This is a genomic window from Candidatus Accumulibacter contiguus (assembly GCF_012940005.1).
Lineage (GTDB): Bacteria > Pseudomonadota > Gammaproteobacteria > Burkholderiales > Rhodocyclaceae > Accumulibacter > Accumulibacter contiguus.
Map to the genome: position 1 here is coordinate 105,290 of NZ_SPMX01000022.1, position 16,498 is coordinate 121,787.

General features: G+C 63.3%; 16 protein-coding genes. 6 read left to right on the plus strand and 10 right to left on the minus strand.

The annotated features are described in order from the left end of the window. The first annotated feature begins 29 nt into the window (after positions 1 to 29). Positions 30 to 629: a TetR/AcrR family transcriptional regulator gene (locus tag E4Q08_RS09755; protein WP_169070246.1), complete on the plus strand. Its 600-nt coding sequence runs from the start codon at positions 30 to 32 to the stop codon at positions 627 to 629. 73 nt (positions 630 to 702) lie between these two features. Then, positions 703 to 930 carry a hypothetical protein gene (locus E4Q08_RS09760; protein WP_169070247.1) on the plus strand — a complete coding sequence of 76 codons (228 nt, stop codon included), beginning with the start codon at positions 703 to 705 and terminating at the stop codon, positions 928 to 930. Positions 931 to 1,023: 93 nt separating this feature from the next. Here the strand turns inward: E4Q08_RS09760 and E4Q08_RS09765 are convergent, their stop codons facing one another. The 7 genes from E4Q08_RS09765 to E4Q08_RS09795 all read right to left on the minus strand — a co-directional run bounded on the left by E4Q08_RS09765 (position 1,024) and on the right by E4Q08_RS09795 (position 9,089). Continuing rightward, complete coding sequence (locus tag E4Q08_RS09765; RefSeq protein ID WP_169070248.1) at positions 1,024 to 3,009, minus strand: acetoacetate--CoA ligase; 1,986 nt, start codon at positions 3,007 to 3,009, stop codon at positions 1,024 to 1,026. 10 nt (positions 3,010 to 3,019) lie between these two features. Next, a complete protein-coding gene (locus tag E4Q08_RS09770) occupies positions 3,020 to 3,430 on the minus strand; it encodes an acyl-CoA thioesterase (protein WP_169070249.1) in 411 nt (136 codons plus the stop codon). A 98-nt stretch (positions 3,431 to 3,528) separates the two neighbouring features. Further along, positions 3,529 to 5,322 (minus strand): acyl-CoA dehydrogenase C-terminal domain-containing protein, encoded by a 1,794-nt coding sequence (locus E4Q08_RS09775; RefSeq protein WP_169070250.1) that lies wholly within the window; start codon positions 5,320 to 5,322, stop codon positions 3,529 to 3,531. 12 nt (positions 5,323 to 5,334) lie between these two features. Beyond that, positions 5,335 to 6,663: a hypothetical protein gene (locus E4Q08_RS09780; protein ID WP_169070251.1), complete on the minus strand. Its 1,329-nt coding sequence runs from the start codon at positions 6,661 to 6,663 to the stop codon at positions 5,335 to 5,337. 61 nt (positions 6,664 to 6,724) lie between these two features. Beyond that, a complete protein-coding gene (locus E4Q08_RS09785) occupies positions 6,725 to 7,372 on the minus strand; it encodes an energy-coupling factor ABC transporter permease (protein WP_034914258.1) in 648 nt (215 codons plus the stop codon). Between the two features lie 32 nt (positions 7,373 to 7,404). After that, entirely contained in the window at positions 7,405 to 8,337 is a 933-nt protein-coding gene (locus E4Q08_RS09790; protein WP_169070252.1) for an electron transfer flavoprotein subunit alpha/FixB family protein, read from the minus strand. A 2-nt stretch (positions 8,338 to 8,339) separates the two neighbouring features. Continuing rightward, positions 8,340 to 9,089: an electron transfer flavoprotein subunit beta/FixA family protein gene (locus E4Q08_RS09795; protein ID WP_169070253.1), complete on the minus strand. Its 750-nt coding sequence runs from the start codon at positions 9,087 to 9,089 to the stop codon at positions 8,340 to 8,342. Between the two features lie 224 nt (positions 9,090 to 9,313). Here E4Q08_RS09795 and E4Q08_RS09800 point away from each other — a divergent pair, with 224 nt between their 5' ends. Further along, on the plus strand, positions 9,314 to 9,898 hold the full coding sequence (locus tag E4Q08_RS09800) for a TetR/AcrR family transcriptional regulator (protein ID WP_034912238.1): 585 nt from the start codon (positions 9,314 to 9,316) through the stop codon (positions 9,896 to 9,898). 20 nt (positions 9,899 to 9,918) lie between these two features. Here E4Q08_RS09800 and E4Q08_RS09805 read toward each other — a convergent pair whose 3' ends face one another. Both E4Q08_RS09805 and E4Q08_RS09810 read right to left on the minus strand, forming a co-directional pair. Next, positions 9,919 to 10,362: a PilZ domain-containing protein gene (locus tag E4Q08_RS09805; RefSeq protein WP_034912233.1), complete on the minus strand. Its 444-nt coding sequence runs from the start codon at positions 10,360 to 10,362 to the stop codon at positions 9,919 to 9,921. A 91-nt stretch (positions 10,363 to 10,453) separates the two neighbouring features. Then, positions 10,454 to 13,300, minus strand: a complete 2,847-nt coding sequence (locus tag E4Q08_RS09810; protein WP_169070254.1) for a TOTE conflict system archaeo-eukaryotic primase domain-containing protein — start codon at positions 13,298 to 13,300, stop codon at positions 10,454 to 10,456. 361 nt (positions 13,301 to 13,661) lie between these two features. Here E4Q08_RS09810 and E4Q08_RS09815 point away from each other — a divergent pair, with 361 nt between their 5' ends. After that, positions 13,662 to 14,009 (plus strand): hypothetical protein, encoded by a 348-nt coding sequence (locus E4Q08_RS09815; protein ID WP_034912222.1) that lies wholly within the window; start codon positions 13,662 to 13,664, stop codon positions 14,007 to 14,009. Positions 14,010 to 14,049: 40 nt separating this feature from the next. Here the strand turns inward: E4Q08_RS09815 and E4Q08_RS09820 are convergent, their stop codons facing one another. Further along, positions 14,050 to 14,982: a FecR domain-containing protein gene (locus tag E4Q08_RS09820; protein WP_169070255.1), complete on the minus strand. Its 933-nt coding sequence runs from the start codon at positions 14,980 to 14,982 to the stop codon at positions 14,050 to 14,052. Between the two features lie 137 nt (positions 14,983 to 15,119). Here E4Q08_RS09820 and E4Q08_RS09825 point away from each other — a divergent pair, with 137 nt between their 5' ends. Then, positions 15,120 to 15,692, plus strand: a complete 573-nt coding sequence (locus E4Q08_RS09825) for an RNA polymerase sigma factor (protein WP_248594809.1) — start codon at positions 15,120 to 15,122, stop codon at positions 15,690 to 15,692. Beyond that, entirely contained in the window at positions 15,689 to 16,480 is a 792-nt protein-coding gene (locus tag E4Q08_RS09830; protein WP_034913993.1) for a hypothetical protein, read from the plus strand. The genes E4Q08_RS09825 and E4Q08_RS09830 overlap by 4 nt, the downstream gene beginning before the upstream one ends. The last annotated feature ends 18 nt before the right edge of the window (positions 16,481 to 16,498 follow it).

Genomic DNA, 16,498 nt, shown 5'->3' on the forward strand with positions numbered 1-16,498 from the left:
AGACTGGTCTAGGTAGAGAGTCAACACGAATGGATGGCAATTCGCAACTCGGTAGCCGGGAAAGAATGATCGAAGCGGCGATCACGCTGATGCGCGGTTCCGGACTCGGCGGCGCGGGAATCAACGAGATCGTCCGCGTCAGTGGCTCCCCGAAGGGATCGGTCTACCACTTCTTTCCGCAGGGAAAGTTGCAGATCACTACGGAAGCCCTGGCCGTCTATTCCACTCGGGTGATGGCTTTCATCGATCAGTCCCTGGCGAGCAAGCGCCAGCCGGGCGCCAAAGTGAAGGCCCTGTTCAGCGCATTTGCCCGGCGCGTCGAAGAGGGCGATTTCTACCAGAGTTGCGCAGTGGGCACCGTCAGCCTGGATCTCGACGCCGATCTCCAAGGGCTCCAGGCATTTCTGGGTGCAACGTTTTCCGAATGGCTGGCGCTGATCGCCAGCCACCTCGATTTCGGTGATGCTGACCGTAGCCAGTCCTTTGCGGGGCTGCTCCTGACGGCCATCGAAGGTGCCTACGTCCGCTGCAGGGCGGAGCGCTCGCCGCGGCCATTCAAGGAGGCAGGCGAATGGCTTGCGATGCTTGCCGATCAGAACACTCTGGTGGAGGATCGGTCTCCTGCTTAATGTGAAAGCCGCGTATGCGACTCACGATGCCTGGCTCACCCATTGTCTGGTCAAACCCTGAGGAGAACACGTTATGCTGAACACCCTGCGCGCCACCCTTTTTCCCTCGGGAGTCGTCTCCTTCGATGAGCCGCTGCGGATCACCGAAGCGACGAGAGTTCTGGTGACACTGCTCGACGAGCACCCGCTCCCCGCCACGCCCGACACGCCGGGACAGCCCGTACATGACCAAGAGCGCGAGGTCTGGGAGGACCTGCTGAATTTTCACGCGTGGCAACCGTCGGGAAGGAGTGGCCGATGAGCAGGCAGTGGAGGGCAGGCGACGCCAGGGTCCCGTTCCGGCTCAGGGTAACCATCACCCGCAGCTGCTTGCCCGCGCACCGCCGATCGCGTTTCAGCTCTGCAGTTCGACGCGCTCGCGAAAGTACTCCAGCGCCTCGGGGTTGGCCAGTGCTTCGACGTTCTTTATCGGCCGGCCATGCACGACATTGCGCACCGCGAGTTCGACGATCTTGCCGCTCTTGGTGCGCGGGATGTCGGCGACCTGCAAAACCTTGGCCGGAACATGGCGCGGCGTGGTATTGCGGCGGATTTGCTGCTTGATGCGGTCGAGCAGCGTTTCTTCGAGGAGCAGTCCTTCGCGCAGCTTGACGAACAGTACGATGCGCACGTCGTGCTGCCAGTCCTGGCCGATCACCAGTGATTCGACGACTTCCGGCAGTTGCTCGACCTGGCGATAGATCTCGGCGGTGCCGATGCGCACGCCGCCGGGGTTGAGAACGGCGTCGGAGCGACCGTAGATGATCATGCCTTCGTTGGCAGTGAGTTCGACGAAGTCGCCATGGCACCAGACGTTCGGGAAGCGATCGAAATACGCGGCATGGTATTTGGCGCCGTCGGGGTCGTTCCAGAAGCCGATCGGCATTGCCGGAAAAGGCGCGGTGCATACCAGTTCGCCGCGCTCGCCGCGGCCGGCCGGAATCGGCTGGCCGTCGTCGTCGAAGACCGCGACGGCCATTCCCAGGCCGCGGCATTGCAGCTCACCGCGGTACACCGGCAGAATCGGATTGCCGAGCGCGAAACAAGAGAGGATGTCGGTTCCACCGGAAATCGACGCCAGCAACAGGTCGGCCTTGATGTCACGATAGACGTAATCGAAGCTTTCCGGAGCCAGCGGGCTGCCGGTCGAGAAGATCGTCCGCAGGGCTTCGAGGCGATGCGTCTCGCGTGGCTTGAGACCGGTCTTGGCAAGCGCATCGATGAATTTTGCCGAGGTGCCGAAGTGTGTCATGCGTTCGGCGTCGGCGTAATCGAAGAGGATCGCTCCCGGCTGGCCGCCGCGCGCCGCAATGAACGGGGAGCCGTCGTAGAGCAGCAGCGTCGCGCCCGAAGCAAGGCCGGAAACCAGCCAGTTCCACATCATCCAGCCGCAGGTGGTGAAATAGAAGAGGCGGTCGTCTTGCTTGACGTCACCGTGCAACTGGTGTTCCTTGAGATGTTGCAGCAGGGCGCCGCCGTGACCGTGCACGATGCACTTGGGAACGCCGGTGGTGCCCGAGGAATACATGATGAACAGCGGATGCGCGAAAGGCAGCGGCGCGAATTCGATGTCCATGGCGGCAAAGGGTGCGATGAAGTCGGCGTAGCGCACGCCATTGCGGATCGCCGCTACCGCAGGAGAATCGTCGAGGTAGGAGACGACTACCGTCCTGGCGACGCTGGCGATCTGTGCGGCGACTTCGGCGTTTTTGGCCATGCAATCGACCGGTTTGCCGTTGTACCAGTAGCCGTCAACGCAGAGCAGGACCTTGGGTTCGATCTGCCCGAAACGGTCGAGAACGCCCTGGACACCGAAGTCGGGCGAAGCCGACGACCAGATCGCACCGAGCGAAGTGGTGGCGAGCATCGCGATCAGCGCCTCGGGCAGGTTCGGCAGGTAAGCGGCGACACGATCGCCCTGGCCGATACCAGCGGCCTGCAAGGCTTGCGCGCAGCGCGAGACCTGCGCGTAAAGCTCGGCGTGCGAGAGGCGACGCCGGCACTTGTCCTCGCCCCAGAATACCAGCGCGTCGGTGTCGGGCCTGGCGGCATGGTGGCGCAACAGGTTCTCCGCGTAGTTCAGCCGGGCTTGCGGAAACCAGTGGGCACCGGGCATCCATTCGCCGTTTTCGAGCACCGTCGGGCCGCGCTCGCCGAGCACGCCGCATTGCTCCCATAGCGAAGTCCAGAAGGCCTCGGGCTGTGCCACCGACCAGCGCCAGAGGCTCGCATAATCCGCGCAGTCGAACTGCCAGCGGCTGTGGATTGCGGCGATGAAAGCGCTCAGCCTGGCCGCCGCGATACGTTCGGCGCTCGGGCGCCAGAGAGCTGCAGGGTTCATCCCCGAGTCCTCAGAACGGCGGCAGTTCGGCACGCAGGTGCTCCGGAATCGGCACCGACTTGCCGGTCGCCACATCCATCCAGACGATCTTGGATTCGCCGGTCGCGTAAAGGGTGTCATCTCCTTGCAGGCGGATTTCGTAATGCGTCGGCACGCTGCTGCGGCCAGGATGTCCGCAGAACATCCGGACTTCGACGAGGCCAGGGTAGTTGAGCGGGACCAGGAAGGTACAACTGGCGTTGATGATCACCGGCGCCGAGCCGCGCGGCATCACCCGGAAGCCGAGTTTTTCGAGATACTCGACGCGCACCTGCTCCATGTAACGGAAATAGATGGTGTTGTTGACGTGGCCGTAGGCGTCCATATCGCCCCAGCGAATCGGAATCAGGCTGGTCTGGACGAGTTTGCGTGGGTGTGTCATGGCAATTCCTTGGTCGGGTCGGAGGGCGATGCCGGGTGCGAATCACGGATATTCGCACCCTGCCGACCACACGAAGATGTCAGCGCCGGTCAGCGCTCTCAGAACATGTCTTCAGGCAAGGCGTTTACGCCTTCGGCACCGTCGGAGATGCTGCTCGCCAGGCCGGCGGCCTGTGACAGCACGTGGTCGGCATAGAAGCGCGCGGTGATGATCTTCGCGGCATAGAAGGGATCACTTTCGCCGGCGTCGATCTTCGCTTGCGCAATCAGTGCCGCACGCGCCATCTGCCAACCACCGGCAACGATCCCGAGCAGCTTCAGGAACGGTACCGCGCCGGCCGATGCGGCACGAATGTCGACCCCGTAGGTGGCTACCAGCCAATCGCCGGCGGCTGCCAGTGCGTCGATGCCCGCCGTCAAGCGGCTGTGCAGGGCAGCGAAGTGGCTGCCCGCCTGGCTAGCGAGATCGCCGTCGAGTGCGCGCATCTCCTCGATCACCGCCTTCAGGGTGGCGCCTCCCTCGCGTGCCATCTTGCGGCCGATCAGGTCGTTGGCCTGAATGCCGGTGGTACCCTCGTAGATCGTCGAGATCTGCGCATCACGCAGGTGCTGCGCGGCACCGGTTTCTTCGACATACCCCATGCCGCCATGCACCTGCACGCCGATCGAGGCGATGCGGACACCGGACTCGGTGCTCCAGCCCTTGACTACCGGGATCATCAGATCAACGAAAGCCTGCTTGCGCTTGCGCTCGGCGGCGTCCGGATGGCGGAGCGCGGTGTCGTGTGCAGCCGCTACTACGTAGGCCAGTGCGCGCGTGGCTTCGGCGTGCGAGCGCATGGTCATCAGCATGCGGCGTACGTCGGGATGCTTGATGATCGCCACTTTCGGACCACCGCGTACGCCGATATCGGTGCACTGCACGCGCTCGCGCGCGTAGTCGCGCGCTCGCTGGTAAGCGCGCTCGCAAGCAGCGACGCCTTCGAGGCCGACGCCGAAACGCGCGGCATTCATCATGATGAACATATACTCGAGACCGCGATTCTCCTCGCCGACCAGGTAGCCGACGGCACCGCGGTGGTCACCAAAGGCCATGATCGCGGTTGGGCTGGCATGAATGCCGAGCTTGTGCTCGATCGATACACAATAGGCATCGTTACGCTCGCCGAGGCTGCCGTCTTCATTGACCATGAACTTCGGCACGACGAACAGCGAAATTCCCTTGACGCCTTCGGGCGCGGTCGGCGTCCGCGCCAGCACGAGGTGGATGATGTTCTCCGTCATGTCGTGCTCACCGTAGGTGATGAAAATCTTCTGCCCGAAAATCAGGAAGCTGCCGTCGGCCTGCGGTTCAGCACGCGTGCGCACGGCCGCCAGGTCGGAACCGGCGCTCGGCTCGGTGAGGTTCATCGTTCCGGCCCATTGGCCGCTGACCATTTTTTCGAGGTAGGTCGTCTTCAACTGCTCGGAGCCAGTGAGCACCAGTGCCTCGATGGCGCCGGCAGTGAGCAGCGGACACAGCGAGAAGGAATGATTGGCCGATTTCCACATCTCGGCGACGGCGGCAGCGACCAGCTTCGGCAGTCCCTGTCCTCCCCACTCCGGTTCGCAGGCCAGTGCCGGCCAACCGCTGTCGGCGAACAACTGGTACGCATCCTTGAAACCCGCTGGCATGGTCACCGTCTTGTCGTGCCAGTGGGCGCCTTCCTGGTCTCCCGGCCAGTTGAGCGGCGACAGGATTTCCGCAGCGAACCTGGCGGCCTCTTCGAGAACTGCATCGACCAGTTCGGGCGACGCTTCTTCATAACCTGGCAATTGCGCCACCTGTTCCAGTCCGGCAAGCTCCTTGAGCACGAACTGCATGTCACGGATCGGGGCATAATATTCACTCATGTGTTTCTCCTTTTATGGTTGCTGTGTGGACGGCTGGGCGGCTTCGCAGGCCGCCATGAGATCGATCAGGAACAATATTTCCTCGACGACCGGCAAGGTGAAACCACTGCGCTGTCCATCACGATGGTCGCGCAGCAGCTTCTCCAGATAGCCGGAACATTCCGGCTTTCCCCAGAGTGCGATGAGTTGATCGCGAATGTGCGGCAGATCTTCCAGCGTGCTTGCCTTTTCACGGGGCGCATCGGGTGCCACCAGATGGAGCTGCTTGCGCGCCTCGTCGGCATCCCAACGAATCACTTCGACATTGAAAGTCCGGTTCAACCGCAAGGTCAATGCCTCGAATTCATCGCGCATGCCATTGCGCTGGTAAATCTGCAGCAGGCGGATCCAGGGCCGCAAGGACTCCTGTGGCTGCGCCGCGAGATATTCCTCAAGGGTTTTGGTGGCATTGCTGACGCGACCGAAGGACAGCATGACCTCGGCCAGTTCGAGTATCGGCGCCGATCCTGCAATCTCGGGCGCAATCGACAAGGCTGGCGCCACCACCGGGATTGCTGCGGGTGAGGGCACTACCGGTGGTGACGTGGGGGGTGTTGCCGGTGTTGCTGCCGCCGCTCTTGCCGCACGCGTCTCACGTGGCAGTCCGATCGGTGCGGCTGCGGCCCTTGGCGGACTCGACAAAGCGGACTCGCCTTGCTCCGGTGTCGACGAAGCATTCCGGCTGCCCGGAAGAACTTCTGGCACAGCGGGACGACGGAACAGCAAGACCAGCACCACCACCAAAGCGGCGACTCCGGCATACAGGATCCCTTGTTCGAGCGCACCTGCAGCAGCCGGCGTGGCCGCAGGCGGCGGCGCAGTTCCTGGCGTTGCCTCCGGCAAGGCCGCCGCAGCGGCGGCAGGACGGGCTGCAGCAGGTGCAGGGATCGCTACCGCCAGACCTTCGAGGCGAACTTCTGCCCTTCTCAGTTCGGCCACATTGGCTTCGAGCCAGGCCAGCTTTTCGCTCAACGCCTGCTGGTCGGTGTTCGGATCACGGAGGATCTCGATCGTTCGCTGTTCGAGGCGCAACAACTGGCGGCCAAGGTCGCTCGGCGCGGGCGGAGCAGACAGCTCTTCGCTGAGGAGCAAGGGCATCATCGTTTCCGCCTGGACGCTGCTGGAGGCTTCCGGTAGCACGCGCTGTCTGATTCCCGGCCGCGGGTCCGGCTCTCGCTGCGCTGCCACTGCGGGGCCCGCTGCCCGCTGCTGTGCCGGTGCATCGGGCACCGCCAGCAGCAGGAGCAGGGCGCAGATCACCGACAAGAGGCCCGGCCGGAAGCCGGAGATTGGCGGTGCCATCAGGAAAGAGCACCGTGGTGTGCAGAGGATTGACGTGGAGAAGTCATTTTCTTTCGGGAAACTACGCATCCTCAAAATCTGCCAGCAAATCCGGCCGATAGACGGTAAACAGGGTGGTGAACATTCCCGACAACCAGGCTTCGGAAAAGCCGAGCAGAACAAAATACGGGAGATACTCATCGATCAGATAGTCGCTGGTATAGGCTCCGGCCAGCGTCAGCAGCAGGCACGAGACCACACCCACAGCCATGACGGCCAGCGCCGCAGCGAAGAAGCCCTTGCAAAAGATATAGACAAACATGTGGCGCGGCAGCAACCGCTCGACCAGTCGGTGCAGCCCCTCGCTGACGGCCACGCCGACCCCTGCCATGAGCAGGGCGTTGACCGCAAAAACCTCGCCGCCGGCGGTGCCGTTCAGACTCACCCCGGCCAGGACCAGGCAGAGGCCGATGAACGCCAGCGGCCATCCGAAACACAAGGTAAACAGCGTCGCGCCAAGCAGGTGCAGCGAAAGGCCGGGTTTGACCCCGGCCTGCAGATGCCAGAGCAGGGTCAGCGCGACGATCATCGCCAGAAAGGCGTGCAGACGGGTACTATCGGCCAGCACCCGCCACGGCGCCCGCCTCGCTGCCAGCCAGGCGAATGCGGCGAACAGCAGCCAGGCCAGCAAGGTCCAGCGACCGTCGAGCAGTCCGTCCGGCAGGTTCATGCTGACCGCGCAGCCTCAGTCTCCGGCAAGGTTCAGCCGAGGGCTGCCTGCAGTGCCGGCAGGACTTCGAAGAGGTCGCCGACCAGCCCGTAATCGGCGACCTGAAAGATCGGTGCTTCAGGGTCCTTGTTGATGGCCACAATCACCTTGCTGTCCTTCATTCCGGCCAGATGCTGGATGGCACCCGAAATGCCGACCGCGATGTAGAGCTGTGGCGCTACGATCTTGCCCGTCTGACCGACCTGATAGTCATTCGGAGCATAACCGGCATCGACCGCAGCACGCGAAGCACCGACGGCAGCAGCGAGCTTGTCGGCCAGGGGTTCGAGCAATTTGTGGAAATTCTCGTTGCTGCCCATGCCGCGACCACCCGAGACGATGACCTTGGCGGCGGTGAGTTCAGGACGCTCGGACCTGGTCAACTCGCGGCCGATGAGCCTGCTCTGGGCCAGTTCGGGGCCGGCAGCGAGATTCTCGACGCTGGCCTTGCCCTCCTCGCCAGCCGCTTCGAAAGCCGTCGCACGCACGCTGATGACCTTGATCGGGTCGGCCGACTGGACGGTAGCGACGACGTTACCGGCATAGATCGGGCGCTGGAAAGTGTCGGCGGAGACGACGGCGATGATCTCGGAGATCTGCGCCACGTCGAGCAGGGCGGCGACGCGTGGCAGGAAGTTCTTGCCGCTGGTGGTCGCAGCAGCCAGCAGGTGAGAATAGGCCGCAGCCTGAGCCACGACCAGCGCAGCAAGATTCTCGGGCGACTGTTCGGCGTAGGCGGCAGCGTCGGCGACCAGCACCTTGCTCACCCCGCTGATCCGCGCCGCCGACCCGGCTGCGGCTGCACAGGCGCTGCCGGCGACCAGCAGGTGGATGTCGCCACCGATCCGGGTCGCGGCAGTGACGGCATGGAGCGTTGCCGCCTTGATCGAGGTATTGTCGTGCTCAGCAATAACGAGAATGGCCATGGTCAGATCACCTTTGCTTCAGTCTTGAGTTTCATCACCAGATCGGCGGCATCGGCCACCTTGATACCCGCCGTGCGTTTCGGTGGTTCGGCGACCTTCAGTGTCTTCAGGCGCGGCGTGACATCGACGCCGAGCGCCGCCGGGTTGGTCGTCGCGAGCGGCTTCCGTTTGGCTTTCATGATGTTCGGCAGGGTCGCGTAGCGCGGCTCGTTGAGGCGCAGGTCGACCGTCAGCACGGCAGGCAGCGGCACTTCGACGGTTTCCAGACCGCCGTCGATTTCGCGCGTGACCGTTGCCTGCCCGGCAGCGACGACGATCTTCGAGGCAAAGGTCGCTTGCGGCCAGTTCATCAGACCGGCCAGCATCTGCCCGGTCTGGTTGGCGTCGTCGTCGATCGCCTGCTTGCCGCACAGGACCATCTGCGGCTGTTCGTTCGCGCACACCGCCTTGAGCAGTTTGGCAACGGCCAATGGCTGCAATTCCCCATCACTCTGAACGAGAATGCCGCGGTCGGCGCCGATGGCCATCGCCGTGCGCAGGGTTTCCTGGCAATTGGCCACCCCCGCTGAAACCACCACCACCTCCGTGGCGATACCGGCTTCCCTGAGGCGCACCGCCTCTTCGACGGCAATTTCATCGAAGGGATTCATCGACATCTTGACGTTGGCCAGATCGACGTCGCTCGCGTCCGCCTTGACGCGCACCTTGACGTTGTAATCCACCACCCGTTTGACTGGTACGAGGATCTTCAATTTTTCTCTCCTTTATTACTGCAGCGTAATCGATAGCAATCGCGATCCCGGCAGGCCGCGTTTGACATTGCCGAATTCTCACCGGACAATAGGCCATACCTAGTCGTATGGATGGCGTACGGTACCGTATGGAGTGATGGCTGTCAACACCATAGCCCGCGGTAGCGGAGCGTGAAATAGTAATATTGCCTCAGCCGCGTGATTCAGGAAAGGACCACATGACGATGAAGCACAGAAGTACCCGGCCACGGGCAGCACTCGACCGCAACGAGTGGGTCGAAGCAGCCATCGCGGTGCTCGCAGAACAAGGCGTGCAAGGCATGCGGATCGAGGTTCTGGCGAAGGACTTTGGCGTCACCAAGGGCAGTTTCTACTGGCACTTCAAGGACCGCCAGGACCTCTTCAATGCCGTTCTGACGACCTGGCGAGATGGTCGCATCCGCGACATCAACAAACAGACCGTGGCGACGCCCGGCAAGGAGCACGAGCAACTCCTGCACCTGATCGAGGTCTACGGCGCCACGCGCAACCACAAGGGGATCTCGATCGAGCTGGCAGTACGCGAATGGGCTCGCCGGGACGCCCAGGCCGCCGCCGTGGTCGAGGAAGTCGACAACTGCCGTCTGGAATCCACCCGCAAACTGTTCCTTGCCCGCGGTCTTGCCGACGACGAGGCGAAGAGCCGCAGCCTGCTGCTCTACGCCTATGTGTTCGGACAGAGTCTGATGGCCTGTGAGAGCTACGACCCGAGGCTGAGCGACTTCAAGCGCTGGATCGCAGGACTGATCGTCAAGGAATGCAAGGAATAGCGCCCGTCGGGGTGCGAAGATCAGTGGCTACTGCCCAGCGATGGAAACTGTGCGGCGTAACGCGCGATCCATTCCAGCGCTGCCTCTTCCCCGTCCAGCACCCGTCCTTCGCTGCGCAACACTTCCTGGCGATAGTGCTCGATCTGGCAAATCTGTTCGACCATGCGCGCGGCGAAGACATCTGCGGCTTCCTGGAAACGAATACCGACTTCGTAGTCCCGGCCATCGCGACGGCACCACACTACCGAACCCGCCGCGCGGAAAGCCGGCTGGACGATCGGGATGGTGAGTACGACCCGGGCTCCGACGGTCAACGGGTGCCCTGAACGACACGCCAGTCCGCCAAGGCTGACGTCCTTCAGCCGCCGCGGCGCACCCTGACGCAAACCTTCGGCATTGATCTCGATCGGAATATCCGCCGGATGGCGCAGATAACTGCGCCAGGCCAGTTGTGCCGCACCCATCTGCAAGCCCTCCTGAAATTTGGACCTCGACCGGTAGCCAGAAAAACGAATGCTTCGTCGAACTGCACTGTATCTGCGCAACAGGGAGCGGTCAATCGCAGCGCGAGGCCGCTGCAAGCGGTGCAGCGCGTATCCGGTGAGCCAGGGTGCGCAGGATGGTATCGAGGATATCGCCGAGATGCTTGCCGACATCTTCGGCAAGGAAGCGCAGCACGAAATAACCGCTCTCCTGCAAGAGCGCGTCCTTGCGCCGGTCGCGGCGATAGGCTTCGGGGTCGCACAGGTGTTGCGCACCATCGATCTCGATCACCACCCACGCCTGTGCACAAAGCAGGTCCACCTCCATTCGACCCTGTCCGTCAAAGGGTATCGGCAATTTGACGTTGAGAGAGAACTTTCCTGTGGTCTCGGGAAGCGTCTCGAGCCGATGGTAGAGAAAGGCTTCGCTGGCGCTGCGCGCCCACTCCGCACCTTGCGTTTCCACAGCGAAGGCGCCAACGGCGTGAACGAACCGCTTGCCCAGCGGCGCGTCCACTCCGTCACAAACCAGCCGCCGAACACTGGCCGCATAATCCTGTTTCCATTCCGGATCGACCGGCAGCAGCACATCGGATGGCCAGCCCGGCACGGCGCTGGCTGGTAGCAGGACATGGTAGCCGAGAGATTCGTAGCCCCGGCATCGCCGGTCGAACATCCGCGCCAGTAGGGGCGCATCGAGGTCAACATAATCGTAGATGCGAACCTCGCGCTTGCTGTCGTGCAGCCGATGCAGGCGGCCGGCGTATTGGGCAATCGTCCCACGCCAGGAAACCGGCAGCGTCAGGAACAAAGTGTCGAGACGGGCATCGTCGAAACCCTCGCCGACATAGCCGCCGCTGGCCAGCACGACGCGCTCCTCGGTCTCCGGGATGGCCGCCAGTTGGCCAAGCGCCTGTTGCAGCGACTTCCGGCCCATGCCACCGCGCAGGACGATCAGGTGACGCACCGCGGACGAAAGTCGCGCCGCCAGCTCTTCGAGGTGAGCGATGCGTTCGCTCAGCACCAGCGGCGAGCGTCCCGCGCGCACGGCCTGCGTGACGTCGTCAACGATCAGGCGGTTGCGGCGGTCGTCAGCGATCAGCGCCGCATAGAGATCGTGAAACTGGACCCGCAGGTCGGGGTCTGCCGGCAGGGGCGGGCGGAACCCCGTCGGAAGCGCCCAGACGCTGTGGGTAAAAGGCCGCCCGGCAGCCTCGTCTTTTGCGTTGACGCGATGGCGTACCGGCCCGCATTGCATGCAGACGATCGGATGATGACCGTCCTTCCTGGTCACCGTCGCCGACAGGCCCAGTATATAGCGGCCTTTCGCCCGCCGGGCCACCTGTTCGAAGCTGCTTGCCGGCAGGTGATGACACTCGTCGACCACCAGATGGCCATATTCGCCGACGCGGTCATCGACCACGCCATGCCGGACGAGGCTCTGGATCAGCGCCACGTCGAGGATCCCATTGGGCTTGTTGTGGCCGCCACCGATGCGGCCGATGGCCTGGACCGGCAACTCCAGGAAGGTCGACAAACGTTCCACCCACTGTTCGAGCAGTTGCTGGCGGTGTACCAGCACCAAGGTACTGACGCCGCGCCGGGCGATCAGCCACGCGGCGACGACGGTCTTGCCGAACGCCGTCGTCGCCGCGAGAACGCCATCATCGTGCGCCGCCAGGGCGTCTGCGGCAAGCTGCTGCGCAGGCCGTAGCGTGCCATGAAAAGAAACCGCCAGCGGCACGCCTGGATTGCGGTCGTCGCGGATCAGGGTTTCGATGCCGAGGCCGGAGAGCAAGCCCAGCAAATCGTCGAGGCAGCCGCGTGGCAGCGTGATATGCAGCGGATGTTCCTCGGCGCAGGCGATGATCCGCGGCTTGCCAAAGGTCGGCAGGCGCATTGCCTGTGCGCGGTAGAACTCGGGATTCTGGAACGCAGCCAGCCGCAGCAGGCGATTGCGCAGGGACGCTGGCAACGCCTCCTTGGGCACATAGATCTCGTTGCCGAGTAGCAATTGCAGGCGCTCGGGCAAGGGGCCGGCAATCGGCGATGCAAAGCGCTGGCGCGACGGCGGCGCGTGCCAGGGTTGCTGGCGATCCGCATCCTCCTCGTCGAGCGGCGGCATGCGCACCCCGAGCAGCTGACCGCGGCTATCCGCTCTGCGGACAATACGTTCTGCGTCAGTGCGTGCGATTTTCCGCACCGCCGAGAGAAACGCCCATTGATCCGGATGGGGGGTCAACTGTTCGTCGACAAAGACGCTATGGCCGCGTTCGCGCGGACGCTTCTGCAGCGGCAACGCGATCAGGTTCCCGAAGCCACCCCTGGGCAAGGTGTCCTGGTTCGGAAAGAAGCGGTCGTAGGAAGCGAGGCCGATCTCTGGTCGTCGTTGCATCGTTTCGGTGAGCAGGTACGCCCCGAGATTCCTGGCGAGAACGGCCGGAACCGCTTCCTCAAAGAACAGCCAGAGGTGAGCTCCGTTGCCCGATCGGGATCGTTCTAACACCGCGGGAAGCTCCATCTGGCGGCAGCTTTCGAGAACGGCACCGACGTCCTCCTGCCAGCTTCGCTGGTCGAAGTCGGCCGCGAGAAAAAAGCAGGTCTCATCGAGCAGCATCGGGTAGATGCCGATCACGAACTCGCGGCCAGCAGGATCCTGGCCGGCAAGATGTTGGCGGATCGTCGCATCAGTCACCGGCAGAAACCGCCGCTGCGGACAGTCCTGGCACCTGAACGCCCGCTTGTCGCACACTCCCGTCACCCACTCGTTGGCACAGGCGGGGCTGTAGCCGGACTTGCCGGTCTGGCGATTTTCGAAACGGCGCAGGTAAACGTCGTCCCTGCCTCGGAACAAGGACCGGAACAGGGCGATCTTGGCTGCGACCGGGGAATGCTGGGAGATCCTGGTTTCCGCGTTCATGCCAATTCCTCATCGGGGGTGCCTGGATCAATCGTGTTGTGGCTTTCTTCACGGCGCGCCGCGGGTGGCAGTGATAGCGTGTAGTCGGATCCAAAGGTTGGCGAGGTGCTGAAAAAGGGGATGCTGACCGTTGGTTCGGGTGTCCCTGCCGGTGGAAAGGCGTTCAATATTTCCATGAGGAGGCCGTTGTTATTGATAGGAGCTTCCGCTAATGGCTTGACCGAGAAATTTGAAAGAAAAGCCTAACTTTCCGGATGGACAACCCTTATAATGATGCTGCGCTGCAACAAAACTCCGGCTCACGAGGTCGGGGTTGACGGCTTACAGTGCCTGGCATCCCCAGTTTTTCAGGAGTACTTGTATGAGAGCACCAAAAATCTTGCCGTGGATCGCCCACAAGACGGGTATTAGCGAGGAGCTTGCGCTGAAACTTTGGCGCCGTGCGGCTGGAGAAGCCGAAATCATCGCCGGCTGTTGCAACAGTTCGGACTATTACCGCCTGGCCGTGGAGCGTTTCATCGACTTCGCGGAAGCCGAGGGCACGTCCTCGGTGGTGCGTCAGACGACCGGGTCCAGGACTTGTGTTTCCTGGTTGTGGCGTCACCAGAACCGGATCTCGAAACTGAACATGATTGCCGTTGAAAACATCGTCAGGCTGGGTGTGGCCAACTGGACCGGCGTGTTCTTTGGTCCGCGGCACCTTGCCTGAGAAGCATGGCTGCGAGCAGGCCAGCAGCATCAGGCGTGCATCAGTGATGCACCACGATCGGCAAGGCAATCTGCAGCGACTGCGCAATTTGCGCCGCCAATGCGGCAGCATCGCTCTGCGTCGGCAGTTGCGTGAGGCGAACGGTGTAATCGTAGCCGCTGCCGGCAGTTGCTCGCGGCATGATCCGGACCGGGTAGCCGGCGGCGCGGGCGCGGTCGTACAAGGACAAGGTTGCTGCTTCGTTATCGAGCGTGGCCAGTTCGACTGCCCACCTGCCGCTACGCGTGGCGTGGCGGCTGGCGGCCGGCAGCGTGCCGGTTGGCACGGCAAGGGGCGGCGCAGTCGGTAGGGCGGTCTGTGCGGCCAGCAATGCGAGATCGCCGGCAGTGATCGCTTCGACCGGCGTCGGTGCTGCCCCTTTCGGAGCCAGATAGCAGCTTGGCCCTGCGTCCATCTGCTGTGCCTCTGCCAGTGGATGCAGTACCGCAATACTTCCCTCCAGCAGGCAGATACGGTCCCCTTGCGCATCGGCTCTGCCCCAGACATCGGTTCCGCGAATTCCTGCAGTGAGCGTTCCCACGCGCAGATTGACGGCGCGTTGTCGATGATACCTGGCGAAGGCGCCGGTGCTGAAGCGCACAGCGCCTTGCTGGACATCGAGAGCGGCCGTAAATACCTGTTCCGCACGTACGCCGAGCGCGTTCAGGTCGAGCTGGCTGTCGGCAGCCATTCCAACCGTGCTGCCATCGCCCAGCCGAATTCTGACCCGGGCCGCGGGGCCACTGATCACCCGGTCCCGATTCTGCAGGACCATCCCTGGCGTCAGTTCCTGCCGGACGCCGCGTCTTTCGAGCCAGGCGGGCATGAGCACTCCGTCGACGATTGCGTCGGCTGCCGGTCCTGCGCTTGCTGCCTGCGGCAGCAGACTCCCGGCGAGCACGGCGAAAAGAGTGCAGATGCGATGCCTGTTCATTGATGCTTCCTTGCGACCACGAGAAGGGGGGAATTCTAACATCGCGCCAAGTCCGTTCGCCTGCCGTGTCAACCTGAGCTGCGGTACCGGCTTGCGTTTGTCCGCACAACGGCTAGACTGCCGCAATGCAAGCAGACTTGAGCGACGAACGACTGATGCTGGCCTATCGTGCGGGTGATGCAGATGCGTTCACAACGCTCTATCGTCGTTATCGCGGCTCGCTCTATCGCTATCTGGCGCAGCAATGTGGTGACCCGGCGGTGGCCGAAGATCTGTATCAGGAGACTTGGATCAAGGTGGTCCATGCCCGCGCCGACTACCAGCCACTGGCCCGCTTCTCGACGTGGATATTCCGGATCGCGCGCCACCGGCTGATCGATCACTACCGCAAGCATGCGCCGCAAGTGCTGGCGCAGTTGGCGACGAACGCTGACGACCCGGATGCGCTTGATGACCTGATTGCCAGCCTGCCGGCTCCCGGCCATGAGACGCCGCACGCCTTGCACGAGCGGCAGCATACGGCACAACGGATCAACCTGGCGCTGGCCGCCTTGCCGCCTGCCCAGCGCGAAGTCTTTCTGCTCGCCGAAGAGGGTGGGCTGACCCTGGAGGAAATTGCCGCCGCTACCGATAGTGGCCGTGAAACGGCCAAAAGCCGGCTACGCTATGCGCTGACCAAACTCAGACACTCGCTGCAGGACCTGTTATGACCGAGCCGCACCAGGATTTTCCGAGCGATCCGCAACTCTCGCGATTCTATCGAGAGTATGCGACTGACGAGCCGTCGAGCGCTGCGGACGAACGTATTCTCGCTGCGGCGCGGGCAGCGCTTGCCGAACCGCCAGCGAACGCACGCCGCGGCGCCTGGTGGCAGCGCTGGCGCACGCCGCTGGCTCTCGCCACGACGCTGCTGCTGACCATTACCCTGGCTTTGCTGCAGGAGCGGCAGCCCGGCGGTCTGCCGGCGGAACCGAGCCTGCAGCAGGAAGCCGCGCCAGCGCGAAGTGCAGCGCCGAGTCATGGCGTCCGCGAGCAGACGGGTTCCGCTGCCGCACCTGAACCGGCCAGGCCAGCCGCGCCATCTCCGCAGCCCGGCGAAACGCGCGCCAGGTTGGCAAGGCCCTCGGTCAGTGCTGGCGAGAGCGATCGTCCATCGAAATCCGACATCGTTGCCGAACCGGGGCTAGCCGCAGCCCCGCCGGGCAAGTCCTTGTCCGCCGCGGTACCAGCGGCACCGGCAGTGCTGGACAGCGCTCCGTCGCCCGCTGCCACGATCGGCGACAGCCAGGCGGCAAGGCGTATCGACTCCGCTCCTGCAGCCGGGCGGGCGGCGGCGCCGGCACTGGCGAAGACCGAAAACGGCCGCAGCGCCAGCGTCTGGCTCGATGAAATCCGTGCATTGCGGCGCGAAGGCAAGACCCGGGAAGCCGAACGGCAATTGCAAGAGTTTCGTCGGGCGAACCCGGATTACCCGCTACCGGAAGATTTTCGTCAATGAATTGACCCCGTTTACCGG